Source organism: Baekduia sp., assembly GCF_035685985.1.
In the GTDB taxonomy this organism is placed as follows: domain Bacteria; phylum Actinomycetota; class Thermoleophilia; order Solirubrobacterales; family Solirubrobacteraceae; genus Baekduia.
On record NZ_DASRZV010000029.1, the window covers coordinates 1 to 13,961 of the forward strand.

The window sequence follows — 13,961 nt, forward strand, 5'->3', positions numbered from 1 at the left end:
TGCGCGGCGTTCGCGCGCACCACCGCCGGCCGCGGCCCGAGGGGCGGCCCGGCCGCCTCAGCGCGTCAGCTGGAAGCGGCTGACCAGCTCGGCCAGGTGGCCCGCGGTGCCGGCCAGCTCCTGCGCGGAGGCGGCGATCTCCTGGGCGGAGGCGCTGGTCTGCTCGGTGCTGGCGGAGACCTCTTCGCTGGAGGCGGAGGATTGCTCGGCGATCGAGGCGACCTCGCCGATGTCCTGGGTGATGGCGTTGGACGCCTGGGCGATCTCGGCGGCGGTGTCGGCGACCTGGCCGATGCGGTCGTTCATCGACGTCACGCGCTCGGTGATGCGCTCGAACGCCTCGCGCGCCGCGTGGACGGTCTGGGCGCCCTCGGCGGTGCGGGTCGCGCCGCTCTCGACGACCGTGACCGTGTTGGCGGTCTCGGACTGGATCTCGGCGATGAGCGTGGAGATCGAGGCGGCCGCCTGCTGGGACTCCTCGGCGAGCTTGCGGACCTCGTCGGCGACGACCGCGAAGCCGCGGCCCTGCTCGCCGGCGCGGGCGGCCTCGATCGCCGCGTTCAAGGCCAACAGGTTGGTCTGCTCGGCGATCGTCGTGATCGTGTCGACGATCCCGCCGATCTGCTCGCTCTTGGCCCCGAGGGCGCGGATCGCGTCGCTGGCCTGCTGGGCCGAGCCGGTGACCTCGGCCATCATCTCGGTCGCCTGCGCGACCGACGCGGCGCCCTCCGTGGCGACGCGGCCCGCGTCGGCCGCCTCGCCCTGGGCGTCCCGCGCGGCCTGCGCGGACGCCGACGCCGACGCCGACAGCTGCTCGACGCTCGCCTTCGTGGACTCGACCGACCGGACCTGGCGCTCGGAGCCGGCGGCGACCTCGGAGACGGCCTGGGCGATCTCGCTGACCGCGCGGCCGGTCTCCTCGGAGGTGCTCGCCATCTGCTCGGACGCGGTGCTCATCGTCGACGACGCGCCCGCGACGTTGGAGATCATGTCGCGCAGGCCCGCGGTCATCTGCGACAGCGCGTTGCCGAGCACGTCGCGCTCCGAGCGCGCCTGGATCTCGACGGTCAGGTCGCCCTCGGCCACGCGGCTCGCCGCGCCGGCCATGTCCTTGAGGTAGTCCACCATCTCGCCGAACGAGCGGGCGGTCGTGCCGAGCTCGTCGCCGGAGCTGTCGGTGACGTCCTGCTGCACGTCGCCCTGGGCGATGCCCTCGGCGGCCTTGGCGATGCGGCCGACCCGGGAGACGATCGAGCGCGCCAGCAGCCACGCGACCCCGAAGCCCAGCAGCAGGGCCAGGACCGACACGATGATCATGGTCGTGCGGACGGTGCGGTAGGAGGAGGCGGCCTTGCGGACGTCGCCTTCGGCGATCTTGGTGTTGTAGGCGCTCCACTCGGCCACGTGCGCGTCGAGGGCGTCGAAGGACTTGCGGACGTCGGCCCCGAGGAGGACCGCCTTGAGGCGCTCGATCCGGCCCGCCTTGGCCAGCGCGGGGACCGACGCGGTCGTCTTCGTGTAGGCCGCCCACTGGGTGTCGACCTCGTCGTAGTAGCGGCGGTCGGCGCTGTCGCGCAGCAGCTTGCGGTAGTCCGCGAAGTCCCGCGTGAGGGTCGCGCCGCGCTTGGCGAGCTTGGAGAGGTAGCTGTCGCGGATCGCGGGATCCGACGTCGCGGCCAACGCGATCTCGTAGCGGCGGTAGGCCTGCACGTCGGTCTGGAGGTGGTCGATCGCGTCGACCGAGGGCAGATCGCCTCTGGCGATCGTCGTGGCCGACGAGTTGACGCTCGACGCGCCGGTCAGGCCGACGACGGCCACGACCACCAACAACGCGAGCACCGCCCCGAAGGCGGCGAACAGCTTGGAACGAATGGAAAGACGCATGGAGGGCTCCTGGGGAAGGCGGGTGCGGCGAGCCCGCACCTAGGCTGCAGAGATCGGCCAAGCCGCCCTCGGATGGAGAAGTTCCTCAACAAGATCCCCCGGTCGAGGGATGCGGTTGGCACGGGCGAACATGTGTCTGACGCGCGCGGCGTGTTCCGCGCGCGAGCAAGGCGGCGCCGAGGCGATAATTGCGTTTGCAACAATGGACGGGAGTGACCCCCGCCTCCGCCTCTCCCTCCGACGCCACCGCCGCCCGCGCCAAGACGCTCACGCTCGTCCTGTGCTGCCTGGCGCAGTTCATGGTGATCCTCGACGTCTCGATCGTGAACGTCGCGCTCCCGTCGATCCGCGCCGACCTCGACTTCTCCGCCACCGGCCTGCAGTGGGTGGTCAACGCCTACACGTTGGCCTTCGGCGGCTTCCTGCTGCTCGGCGGTCGGGCCGCCGACCTGCTCGGGCGCCGCGAGGTCTTCGCGGGCGGGCTGCTGCTCTTCGGCTTCGCGTCGCTGCTCGGCGGCATCGCCCAGAGCGACGGCCAGCTGATCGCCGCGCGCGCCGCGCAGGGCCTCGGCGGCGCGGTCGTCGCGCCCGCGACGCTGAGCATCCTCACCACCACCTTCACCGAGGGCCGCGAGCGCAACCGCGCGCTCGGGCTCTGGGGCGCGATGGGCGGCGTCGGCGGCGCCACCGGCGCCCTGCTCGGCGGCATCCTCACCCAGACGCTGAGCTGGCGGTGGATCCTGCTCATCAACGTCCCGATCGGGATCGCGGTCGCGCTCGGCGCGCTCGCGGTCGTGCCGCGGACCAAGCGCGACGGCGCGGCACGGCGCTCGTTCGACCTCGCCGGCGCGCTCACGGTGACCGCCGGCCTCGTGGTCCTCACCTACGGCATCGTCGAGACCGACGTCCACGGCTGGGGCTCGGGCCGCACGCTGGTCACGCTCGCGCTCGGCCTGGCGCTGCTGGCGACGTTCGCGTTCATGGAGGGCGCGCTGGCCGATCAGCCGCTGGTCCCGCTGCGGATCTTCCGCAACCGGACGGTGACCGCGGCCAACCTGGTGGTCTTCTGCATGGGCGCCGCGGCGTTCGCCATGTGGTACTTCCTGTCGCTCTACCTGCAGCAGGTGCTGGGCGACGACCCGATCGAGGCGGGGCTGTCGTTCCTGCCGATGACCGCGACGATCGTCGTCACCTCGCAGCTGGCCAGCCGCCTGACCGGGAAGCTCGGCGCGGGCGCGGTGCTCGCGGGCGGCATGGTGCTGATCGCGCTCGGCATGGCCGGCCTGAGCCGCGTGTCGGCCGACGGCAGCTACTGGGCCGAGGTGCTCGTCCCGTCGGTCATCACGGCGGGCGGCATCGGGTTCTCGTTCGTGCCGGTGACGATCGCGGCGACCGCGGGCGTCAAGGGCTCCGAGGCGGGCCTGGCCTCCGGCCTGGTCAACACGTTCCGCCAGGTCGGCGGCTCGATCGGCCTCGCGCTGCTGGCGACGATCGCCACCCAGAAGACCGCCGACGCGCTCGGCAGCCACGGTCCGGCCGCCGCGCTGACCGAGGGCTTCCGCGCGGCGTTCCTGGTCGGCGCCGGGTTCGCGGCGGTCGGCGCGATCCTCAGCGCGACGCTGCTGTGGCGGATCACGTCGCCCCGCCGGGCGATGGCCGCCAAGCGCGAGACCGCGTAACCTTCCGCACAATGCGGGAGCGGTTGGAGGACGCGGTCAACATCGGCCCGGCATTGGCCCACGACCTGCGCGCGATCGGCGTGACCGACCTGGAGTCCTTGCGCGCGTTGGGCGCCGACGAGGCCTGGGTGCGCATGCACGCCGCGGGTGGCCACGACTGCCTCTCGTCGCTGCTGGCCCTCGAAGGCGCCGTCCGCGGCGTCCCCTGGATGCGGATCTCCGCCGACGACCGCGACGCGCTGGCCGCCGCCGCGCGAGCGAAGCTCGCGGCAGCGGCAGCGGCGGCGCTGGCCTAGCCGCCGCCCGGGGGTGCGTGTCGTCTCGTGGTGATCAGCTCACCATCAGGCGACATGGGCCGCGGAGAGGCCGGGACGCTGGGGCTCGCCGGCGCCGGCGCCGGCCTCGGCCGCAGCCTCGGCGTGCGCGTGCGCCGGCACGCCGCGCAGCGTGACCCAGGCGACGGTCGCCGCCAGCGCCATGACGACGCCCGCGCCCAGCGCGGCGACCTGCAGGCCGTGCGTGAACGCCGTGCGCGCGGCGACCAACAAGGCGTGGTCGCCGATCGCCACCGCGCCGCCGAGCGTGTCGTGCGCGGCGCGGGGGACGCCGGAGCCCAGGTCGCCGCGGTAGACCGCGGTCCCGAGCGACCCCAGCAGCGCGACGCCCAGCGCGCCGCCCAGCTCCTGGCCGGTCTCGGCCACCGCGGACGCGGCGCCCGCGCGCGAGGGCGGCGCGGCGGCGAGGATCAGGTCGGTCAGCAGCGTCATCGCGCCGGCCAGGCCCATGGTCGTGATGACCGTGCCGATCAAGGCCACCCACAACCCGTCGGTCTGGGTGAGGATCGCGTAGCCGGTCGCCGCGAGCACGAACGCGGCGGCGACCACCGCGGCCGGGCGGACGCGGGTCGACGCCCACATCGCCAGCGGCGCCACGAAGCCGACCGACAACGGAGCGGGCAGCGTCAGCAGCGCGGCCTCCAGCGGCCCGTAGCCGAGCACCGACTGCAGGTACTGGGTCGTGAACAGCGCGAAGCCCACGAGCCCGAGCATGGCCATCAGGTTGACGCTCAGGGCCCCGCTGAACCGGACGTCGCGGAAGAGCGACAGGTCGATCATCGGGTCCTCGAGCGCGCGCTGGCGGCGGACGAACGCGACGCCGACGGCGGCGCCGATCGCCATCGCCACCACCGGCAGCGCGGCGAGGCCGTCGACCGCCGCGCGCTGCAGCCCGTACACGAACGGCAGGATCGCCGCGAGCGACAGGGCGGCGCTCGCGAGGTCGAAGCGGCCCGCGCCGGGGTCCTTGGACTCGGGCAGCAGCAGCGGCGCGGCGACGACCAGGGCCACCATCACGGGGGCGTTGACGAGGAACACCGAGCCCCACGAGAAGTGCTCCAACAACAGGCCGCCGAGCAGCGGTCCGAGCGCGGCGCCGCCGCTGACGACGCCGGTCCAGATCGCCACGGCCTTGCGCCGCTGGGCGTCGTCGACGAACAGGTTGCGCAGCAGCGCCAGCGACGACGGCATCAGCGTCGCGCCGCCGATGCCCATCACGGCGCGGCAGGCGATCAGCTGGTCGGCGGTCTGCGCGAAGGAGGCCGCGGCGCTCGCGCAGCCGAACAGCGCCGCGCCGAGCAGCAGCACGCGGCGCCGGCCGGTCCGGTCGGCCAGCGAGCCCATCGTGATCAACAGCCCGGCCAGGACGAACCCGTACACGTCGAGCATCCACAGCTGCTGGGTGCCGGTGGGCTCGAGGTCGGCGCTGACGTAGGGCGCGGCGAAGTAGAGGATCGTCACGTCCATCGACACCAACAACACGGCGAGCATCAGGACGCCGAGGCCGAGCCATTCCGCGCGACCGGCGCGGGCGGAGGGGAGAGGGGTCTGAACTTCCATGCCGGGCACCGTACACGAGATTCATACGTTTGTATAGAACGTACGTATGAATGGATCGTCGCGCTAGGATCGTCACCACGACATGGGCCACAAGGACGACCTCCTGGACGGCGCCAAGCGCTGCCTCTACGAGAAGGGCTACGCCCGCACGACCGCGCGCGACATCGTCGCCGCGTCCGGGACCAACCTCGCCTCGATCGGCTACCACTACGGGTCCAAGGAGGCGCTGCTCAACCAGGCGCTGATGAGCGCGACCGAGGACTTCGGCGAGGCGCTCGATCGCCTCGTCGCCACCGCGCCGCCCGCCGCCGACCCGTTCGAGCGCTTCGAGCAGATCTGGGAGCGCGTGATCGCGCTCTACGCCGACCACCGCCCGCTGTGGTCGGCGACCTTCGAGTCGCTGTCGCAGTTGGACCACGCCGAGGAGGTCCGCGCGTTCTTCGCCGGGGTCCAGGGGCTCGCCCACACCGGGCTGTCGGAGCTGTGGTTCGGGCGCGCGGCGGAGGGTGAGGAGGTGACCGACCCGGCGCGGCTGCGGGTCGGCGCGTTCCTGCAGGCGATCCTGATCGGGTTGATGGGGCAGATGCTCATCGACCCGGCCCAGGCGCCGACGGCGAAGGACCTCGCCGCGGCGCTGCGGACGATGGTCGAGTCCTAGTTCGCCTGCGCCGTCGGGCGCACCAGGATCTCGTTGACGTCCACGTGCGGCGGCTGCGAGATGGCGTACATGACGGCGTTGGCGATGTCCTCGGGCCGCAGCCGCCCCTCCGGGTTGGGCTGGTCGAAGAACGGGGTCTCGACGCCGCCGGGCTCGATCACGGTGGTGCGGATGCCGGTGTCGTTGACGTCCTGGCGGATCGCCTCGCCCATGCCGGTCACCGCCCACTTCGTCGCGCTGTAGAGCGAGCCGGCCACGCCGCGGCGGCCGGCGACGCTGCCGGTGATCAAGATGTGGCCCTTGGTCTCCTTCAGCGCGGGCAGCGCGGCGCGCACGGTGTAGGCGGCGCCCAGGACGTTGGTCAGGACCATCGCGCGCCAGTGCTCCGGCGTCTCGCTCAGCCAGCCGCGCGCGGCGCCGAAGCCGGCGTTGGCGAACACGACGTCGAGGCGGCCGAAGGTCTCGGTCGCGGCGGCGACGACCGCCACGTTGTCGTCCCACTCGGTGACGTCGGTGGCGACGGCCAGCGCGCGCTCCGGGCCACCCAACTCGGCGGCCAGCGCCTCGAGCCGGTCGGTCGACCGGGCCGCCAGGACGAGCCGGTGCCCGGCGGCCGCCGCGGCCCGCGCGGTGGCGGCGCCGATCCCGCTGGAGGCGCCGGTGATGAGGAAGACGGGGTCGTCGGCCATGTCTGCGCTCCTTCCCGACTACCGTATTGGCCGAACATGCTGTACGACAAGGCGCGCATCTACGTCCAGGCGGGCGGTGGCGGGAACGGCTGCATGTCGTTCCGACGTGAGGCCCATGTGCCCAAGGGCGGGCCCGACGGCGGGGACGGAGGGCACGGCGGCGACGTCGTGCTGCTCTGCGACGACTCGCTGCGCGACCTGCAGACCTTCAAGCGCAAGGCCCACTACAAGGCCGACCGCGGCCGTCACGGCGAGGGCGCGCTGCGCCACGGCGCCGACGGCGACGACCTCGTCGTCCGCGTGCCGCCGGGCACGCAGGTGACGTCGGAGGACACGGGGGAGACCTGGGACCTCGTCGTGCCGGGGACGCGCGCGGTCGTCGCGCACGGCGGCTCCGGCGGCAAGGGCAACAAGAAGTTCGCGGGCTCCACGCGCCAGGCGCCGCGGTTCGCCGAGCGCGGGCTGGAGGGCTCCGAGGACTGGCTGGACCTGCGCCTGAAGCTGCTGGCCGACGTCGGGCTGGTCGGCCTGCCCAACGCGGGCAAGTCCTCCATGTTGGGCCGGATGACACGCGCCGCGCCGAAGGTCGCCAACTACCCGTTCACGACGCTGGAGCCCGTGCTGGGCACGCTGGACGGCGACGACCGCCAGCTCGTGCTGGCCGACATCCCCGGGCTGATCGAGGGCGCCGCCGGCGGCGCCGGCCTGGGCCACGACTTCCTCGCGCACGTGGAGCGCACGCGGCTGCTCGTCCATGTGCTGGATCTCGCTCCGCTGGACGGCTCGTCGCCGGAGGAGAACTGGGCGACGATCGAGCGCGAGCTGGCCGAGTACGACGAGCGGCTGGCGTCGCTGCCGCGGATCCTCGCGCTGAGCAAGGCCGACCTGGTCTCCGACGAGGAGGCCGAGCTGGCCGCCGAGGTCTGGCGCGAGCGCTTCGCCGCGCAGGCCCCGCCGCGCGAGGCGTGGGAGGAGCCGGCCGACGTGACGCCGGTGCTGATCACGTCGTCGGCGACCGGGCTGGGCCTGGACGAGCTGCGCACCGAGCTGTTCCGGCGCGTCCCGGTGGTCGAGGAGGCGCCGCCGCTGGAGGGCGCCGAGGACCTCGACGAGCACCGCACGTTCCGCCCGCAGCCGCGCCGGCGCCGCGCCGAGTTCGAGATCGCGCGCGACGGCGACGGCGTCTGGCAGGTCGTCGGCGAGGGCGTGGACCGGCTGATCGCCCGGCACGACCTGGAGAACCTGGACGCGCTCGCCCACGTCGAGCGGCGCCTGCACCGCATGGGCGTGATCCGCGCCCTGGAGGAGCATGGGTTCGAGCCAGGGGACGATGTGGCGATCGGCGGCGTCGTGTTCGAGCTGGATCCCTCGTAGGCTTCCGGGCCGTCCCTATGGCCCGCTACGTCATCAAGCTGGGGTCCGGCATCACCGCGTCCGACGACGGGGCGCTGCGGGCCGAGGTCCTGGAAGCGATCTGCGCGGAGGTCGCCGCGCGTCGCCGCGCGGGCGACGACGTCGTGGTGGTGTCGTCGGGCGCGATCGTCCGCGGGCTCGACACGATGGGGATCGCGGGGCGGCCGTCGGCCATCGACGACCTCCAGGCGGCGTCCGCCATCGGCCAGGGCCGGCTGTTCCGGTTCTACGACGAGCTGCTCGCCGCTCGCGGCGTCACGGCCGCGCAGGTGCTGCTGACGTTCTTCGACCTCTCGCACCGCACGCACTACCTCAACGCGCGGCAGGCGCTGCGGCGGCTGCTGGACTGGGGCGTCGTCCCGATCGTCAACGAGAACGACACGACCGCGACCGACGAGATCACGTTCGGCGACAACGACTTCCTCGCCGCGCAGGTCGCGATCCTCGTCGAGGCCGACCGCCTGGTGCTGCTGACCGGGGTCGACGGCGTCTACACCGCGGACCCGAGAACCGACCCGGACGCCGAGATCGTCCGGGAGATCACCGACTTCGAGGAGCTCGCGTCGCGGGCGCGAATCGGCGAGTCGACGAGCGCGCTGGGCAGTGGCGGCATGCGCTCGAAGGTCGTCGCGGCCGAGATGTCGACCGCCGCGGGCATCCCCGCGGCGATCGTCAACGGCCTGCGCCCCGGCGCGCTGCCGCGCGTGCTCGACGGAGCGGTCGACGAGGGCACGCACTTCCCCGCCCGCGACCTCGGCATCTCCTCCTTCAAGCTCTGGCTGCGCTACGCCAAGCCCGCGCACGGGACGGTGACCGTCGACGTCGGCGCCGCCCGCGCGCTGCGCGAGGGCGGGACCTCGCTGCTGCCCGTCGGCGTGACCGGCGTGTCCGGCGACTTCGCCGCCGGCGACGCCGTGACGATCCACTCCGCGCCCGACGACCGCCTGCTCGGCAAGGGCATCGCGAACCTCTCGGCGGCCGAGCTGCGCCGCGTGCGGGGCCTGCAGTCGGCCGAGGTCCGCGAGGTCCTGCCGCACGCGGCCGAGGAGGCCGTGCACCGGGACTACTTCGTCCTGGCGTAGGGGGTGCTCGGCCACTTGGGGTCGGGGTCGTAGAGCGCGGAGGCGGCCGGTACCCTTCGGCCATGGCCATCGCCACCCCTTCCGTGACCGACGTCTGCCGCGCCGCCAAGGCCGCGTCGCGCCGGTTGGCCGCGTTGCCGACGGCCGAGAAGGACGCGGCGCTGCTGGCGATCGCCGACGCGCTGGTCGCCAGGACGCCGGAGATCCTGGAGGCCAACGCGCGGGATCTGGAGGCGGGCCGGGAGGCGGGGCTGAGCGACGCGCTGCTGGACCGGCTGCTGCTGGACGAGGCGCGGGTCGCCGCGATCGCCCAGCAGGTGCGCGACATCGCCGCGCTGCCGGATCCCGTGGGCGAGGTCATCGACGGCTTCCGGCTGCCCAACGGGCTGGACGTCGCCAAGACGCGGACGCCGCTGGGCGTCGTCGCGGTCGTCTACGAGGCGCGGCCGAACGTGACGATCGACGCGGCGGCGCTGTGCCTGAAGTCGGGCAACGCCATCGTGCTGCGCGGGTCGTCGTCGGCGACGCACTCCAACGCGGTGCTGGCGTCGATCGCGGCGGACAACGCGCCGGTCCCCGGCTCCGTCGGCCTCGTCGCCGGCGGCGGCCGCGAGGAGCTGAAGGACCTCGCCACCCAGGACGACCTCGTCGACCTCATCATCCCGCGCGGGGGCGAGGGGCTGAAGCGGGCGCTGACCGAGGTGGCGACCGTCCCCATGATCTTCGCCGCGTCGGGCAACTGCCACGTCTACGTCGACGCCGACGCCGACCTCGCGATGGCGCGCGACATCATCATCAACGCCAAGACCCAGCGGCCCGGCGTGTGCAACGCGGCGGAGACGCTGCTGGTGCACGAGGACGTCGCGGACGCGTTCCTGCCCGACGCGCTGCGCGCGCTGCGCAACGCCGGCGTCGAGCTGCGCGGCGACGAGCGCGTGCGACGCCTCGACGACGCGGTGCTCGCCGCCGGCGATGAGGACTGGGACACCGAGTTCCTGGCGCTGACGCTCGCGGTCGGCGTCGTCGGCTCGGTCGAGGAGGCCATCGACCACGTCAACCGGCACGGCTCGGGCCACTCCGAGGCGATCGTCACCGGCCGCTACGCCTCCGCCCGCGCCTTCGAGCTGGGCGTCGACGCGGCCTGCGTCTACGTCAACGCCTCGACGCGCTTCACCGACGGCGGCGAGTTCGGGTTCGGCGCCGAGATCGGCAACTCCACCCAGAAGCTCCACGCGCGCGGGCCGATCGGCCTGCGCGAGCTGTGCTCGTTCAAGTACGTCGTCCGGGGTGACGGGCACGTCCGCTCCTGACGCCGTGCCGCCGGTCCGCCGCCTGGGCATCCTCGGCGGCACCTTCAACCCGCCGCACCTCGGGCATCTGCTGATCGCCCAGGAGGCCTACGACCAGGTCGGGCTCGACGAGGTCCTCTTCATGCCGGTGGCCGCGCCGCCGCACAAGGAGGTCCACGTCGACCCGGGCGCGGAGGCGCGGCTGGCGATGGTCGCCGCCGCGATCGACGGCGACGAGCGCTTCTCGGCCTGCGACCTGGAGATCCGCCGCGGGGGACCGTCCTACACCGTCGATACGCTCCGCGCACTGCATGCGACGCATCCGGATTCGGAGCTGACGTTCATCGTGGGAGGCGACATGGCCGCAAGCCTTCCCACGTGGCATCGCCCCGCCGAGATCGTGGCCCTGGCGCGCTTGGCGGTCGCCGAGCGCGAAGGCGCGCGCCGGACCGATATCCTGGAGCGGCTGGCGACGATCCCCGGCGCCGTCCAGCGGGTCGACTTCTTCGACCTTCCGCGCATCGACTTCTCGTCCTCGCTGGTTCGGCGGCGGGTGGCCGCGGGCCGGCCGATCACGTACCTGGTCCCCGATCGGGTGGCCGAGTACATCGCGCAGCACGGGCTCTACCAGAGCCCGGTGGGGAGCCCAACATCCGCATGACACGAGAGGAAGCGCTCGTCTTGCCCAGCAGCAGCACCGTCCCGATGACCGACCACCAGCACAACGACGAAGAGATCACGCCCGAGCGGCTCGCCCAGCTCGCGGCGTCCTACGCCGCCGACAAGAAGGCGATCGACCTGCAGGTGATCGACCTGCGGGGCGTCTCGTCCTACACGGACTTCTTCGTCATCTGCTCCGGCAACACCGACCGCCAGACCAAGGCGATCCACGACGCGATCCACGAGGGGCTGAAGAAGGACCACGGCCAGCTCCCGCGGCGCGTCGAGGGCGTCGGCGAGTCGCGGTGGATCCTGATGGACTACTTCGACGTGGTCGTCCACGTCTTCGTCCCCGAGGTGCGCGAGTTCTACCGGCTCGAGCAGCTGTGGGGCGACGTGCCGCGCCTCGACGTCGACCTGCTCGAAGTTCCGCAACGCTGAGACGCGCGGGACGTCGTTTGTGACGCGCCCGACAAGTTCTCGCTCCTGAATCGCGGCGCGCCGGTCAAGAACTCACACCGGCGCGTGCGTAGGCTCGCCGATCGGGTCGCGGTCCCGCGGCCCGGTCCATTTCAGGAGGAGAGAACATGCGGCACATGCTGCGGCGGCTCACGGGAGCCGTCATGCTGGTCTGCGCGCTGGGCGGCCTGGTCACCGCCTCGGCGGTCGCGGACAACTACGTCGCGCTCGGCGACAGCTACTCGGCGGGCACCGGAACGCGCGACTACTCGCTGAACTCCGGCTGCAACCGCGGCCCCTACGCCTACCCGGCGCTGATCAAGGCCGACCGGCCCAACACGAACCTGACGTTCGTGGCCTGCAGCGGGGCCAAGACGACCGACGTCCTCAACAACCAGGTCCAGTCGCTGAGCACGTCCACCAACATCGTGACGATCACGATCGGCGGCAACGACGCGGGCTTCTCGAACGTCATCACGCAGTGCGCGCTGCCGCTGGTGTCGTGCAACAGCGACATCACCAACGCCAACAACTACATCTCCAACACGCTGCCGGGCCAGCTCAACAGCGTGTACTCGCAGATCAAGACGCGGGCGCCCAACGCGACCGTCGTCGTCCTCGGCTACCCGCGCCTGTTCATGGGCGTGGACTGCAACGCGGGCACGTTCTTCTCGACCGACGAGATGACCAAGCTCAACGCGACGGCCGACCTGCTCAAGAGCGTGACGGCGGCGCGCGCGGCGGCCTACGGCTTCACGTTCAAGGACGCGATCCCGTCGTTCACCGGCCACGCGGTCTGCTCGTCGAGCGAGTGGCTGAACGGCCTCTCCAACCCGATCAGCGACAGCTACCACCCCAACCGCACGGGCCACAAGTCGGGCTACGAGGCGCTGGTGCGGCAGGTGATCGGCTAGGGCGCGTCGGCGCCCGCGCCGCGGGCGGCCCGGGCGCGCAGGACGACCTCGAGCTCGAAGCGGGCCTCGGGGTCGTCCAGCGCCGGGCCGAGCAGCTCGCGCAGGCGCGCGAGGCGATAGCGGACGGTCTGCGGGTGGACGTGGAGGTCGGCGGCCATCCGCGGGCCGTTGCCGCGGTGGCGCAGGTAGGCCAGCAGCGTCTGCTCCAGGCGGCTCCGCGCGGAGGGCGTGAGCGCGGCGAGCGGCGCGAGGCGCAGCCCGGCGAGGTCGTCGACCAGCGACGGGTCCTCGGCCAGCAGCAGCTCCAGCAGGTGGTCGTCGGCGTGGTGCAGGCCGTCGGCGGCCTGCCCGCCGCCGGCCACCAGGCGGCGCAGCGCACGGGCGCGGGCCCAGGAGCGGGCGGCGTGCTCGACGGCCACCGGCGGGCCCATCGCGGCGGTGACGCCGCGCAGCGCGGCGGCCAGCTCGCGCGTCCGGCCCGGGCCGTCCGGGTCGGCGACGACCAGGCAGGCGCAGCCGTCGGCAGTGCCGGCCAGGACGTCGGCGGGCAGGCGGTGGGCGCGCAGCTCCTCCGGGTCGCCGAGCGCGATCGCCGCCACCCGCCGCGGCAGCGGCCAGCCGGCCTCCAGCGCGGCGCGCTCCAGCACGGTGCGGTCGGGCGCGGGCGTGGCGACCAGCAGCGCGAGCAGGCGGGCGCGGCGGCGCTCGACCTCGCCCGCGGCGGCGGCCTGGGCGGCGACGAAGCCCTCGACGGTGAGCGCGGCGATCTCGTCGAGGTAGGCGAACAGCGCGTCGGCCAGGACGGCGACGGTCGCCGCGGTGGCGTCGGCGCCGGTGGCCACCGCGGCGATCCGCCGCCAGACCACGCGCGCGCCGACGTGGTAGCCGGACTGGAGGTCGTCGAGCGAGTGGCCGGAGCGCAGCCAGCGCTCGCCGACCGCGACGTAGAGCGCGCGGTCGGGCGTCGGCGGGCGGTGCTGGATGACCGCGGCGAAGTCGTGCAGCGCGTCGGCGACGGCCTGGACGACGTCGCGCCCGAACGGCCCGTCGAGCGTCCGGTAGACCGGGATCGCGGGGCCGAGGACCTCGACCAGCTCGTCGGCGATGCCCGGGATCGCGGCGCTGACCAGCGCGCCGAGGTCGTCCGGCAGCGCGTGCCAGGGGCGCGGGGTGGACCGGACGTCGGACGCCATGGGGCACTCTCGCAGCGCGCCGCTCCGGAAGGCAAGCGATCGGGTTCGCGCGCTCTTTGCGAACCTATGTTCGATCTGACGTGGACACGAACACTTGTTCGTGTCAACCTGTTCGGGTGACGTCGGAGGCCCAGCAGAATCGAGGA

Annotated in this window: 13 protein-coding genes; 9 read left to right on the forward strand and 4 right to left on the reverse strand. The window is 73.2% G+C overall.

The window, feature by feature from the left end:
- Positions 1-57: 57 nt before the first annotated feature.
- Entirely contained in the window at positions 58-1,884 is a 1,827-nt protein-coding gene (locus VFG42_RS19285; protein WP_324910412.1) for a methyl-accepting chemotaxis protein, read from the reverse strand.
- A gap of 212 nt (positions 1,885-2,096) precedes the next feature.
- On the opposite strand from VFG42_RS19285, the gene VFG42_RS19290 reads away from it, so the two are divergent.
- Positions 2,097-3,563: an MFS transporter gene (locus VFG42_RS19290; RefSeq protein ID WP_324910413.1), complete on the forward strand. Its 1,467-nt coding sequence runs from the start codon at positions 2,097-2,099 to the stop codon at positions 3,561-3,563.
- Positions 3,564-3,574: 11 nt separating this feature from the next.
- Entirely contained in the window at positions 3,575-3,859 is a 285-nt protein-coding gene (locus tag VFG42_RS19295) for a TfoX/Sxy family DNA transformation protein (RefSeq protein WP_324910414.1), read from the forward strand.
- Positions 3,860-3,904: 45 nt separating this feature from the next.
- Here VFG42_RS19295 and VFG42_RS19300 read toward each other — a convergent pair whose 3' ends face one another.
- Complete coding sequence (locus tag VFG42_RS19300) at positions 3,905-5,458, reverse strand: MFS transporter (RefSeq protein ID WP_324910415.1); 1,554 nt, start codon at positions 5,456-5,458, stop codon at positions 3,905-3,907.
- Positions 5,459-5,540: 82 nt separating this feature from the next.
- On the opposite strand from VFG42_RS19300, the gene VFG42_RS19305 reads away from it, so the two are divergent.
- On the forward strand, positions 5,541-6,116 hold the full coding sequence (locus VFG42_RS19305) for a TetR/AcrR family transcriptional regulator (RefSeq protein ID WP_324910416.1): 576 nt from the start codon (positions 5,541-5,543) through the stop codon (positions 6,114-6,116).
- On the opposite strand, the gene VFG42_RS19310 is transcribed toward VFG42_RS19305, so the two are convergent.
- On the reverse strand, positions 6,113-6,805 hold the full coding sequence (locus VFG42_RS19310; protein ID WP_324910417.1) for an SDR family oxidoreductase: 693 nt from the start codon (positions 6,803-6,805) through the stop codon (positions 6,113-6,115). The genes VFG42_RS19305 and VFG42_RS19310 overlap by 4 nt on opposite strands.
- Before the next feature lie 36 nt (positions 6,806-6,841).
- Between VFG42_RS19310 and obgE the strand changes: the two genes are divergently transcribed.
- From obgE to VFG42_RS19340, 6 genes are all read left to right on the forward strand, one after another.
- A complete protein-coding gene (gene obgE / locus VFG42_RS19315; protein ID WP_324910418.1) occupies positions 6,842-8,179 on the forward strand; it encodes a GTPase ObgE in 1,338 nt (445 codons plus the stop codon).
- Between the two features lie 17 nt (positions 8,180-8,196).
- Complete coding sequence (gene proB / locus VFG42_RS19320; protein ID WP_324910419.1) at positions 8,197-9,300, forward strand: glutamate 5-kinase; 1,104 nt, start codon at positions 8,197-8,199, stop codon at positions 9,298-9,300.
- Between the two features lie 62 nt (positions 9,301-9,362).
- Positions 9,363-10,610, forward strand: coding sequence for a glutamate-5-semialdehyde dehydrogenase (locus tag VFG42_RS19325; protein ID WP_324910420.1), 1,248 nt, complete (start codon positions 9,363-9,365; stop codon positions 10,608-10,610).
- Positions 10,611-10,614: 4 nt separating this feature from the next.
- The gene (gene nadD, locus VFG42_RS19330; protein WP_324910421.1) at positions 10,615-11,250 is read left to right on the forward strand and encodes a nicotinate-nucleotide adenylyltransferase; all 636 of its coding nucleotides are present in this window, start codon (positions 10,615-10,617) and stop codon (positions 11,248-11,250) included.
- A gap of 20 nt (positions 11,251-11,270) precedes the next feature.
- Entirely contained in the window at positions 11,271-11,690 is a 420-nt protein-coding gene (gene rsfS, locus VFG42_RS19335) for a ribosome silencing factor (protein ID WP_324910422.1), read from the forward strand.
- Positions 11,691-11,845: 155 nt separating this feature from the next.
- Positions 11,846-12,622, forward strand: coding sequence for an SGNH/GDSL hydrolase family protein (locus VFG42_RS19340; protein ID WP_324910423.1), 777 nt, complete (start codon positions 11,846-11,848; stop codon positions 12,620-12,622).
- On the opposite strand, the gene VFG42_RS19345 is transcribed toward VFG42_RS19340, so the two are convergent.
- Positions 12,619-13,815 (reverse strand): helix-turn-helix domain-containing protein, encoded by a 1,197-nt coding sequence (locus VFG42_RS19345; protein ID WP_324910424.1) that lies wholly within the window; start codon positions 13,813-13,815, stop codon positions 12,619-12,621. The two genes, VFG42_RS19340 and VFG42_RS19345, sit on opposite strands and share 4 nt — an antisense overlap.
- Positions 13,816-13,961 lie beyond the last annotated feature (146 nt).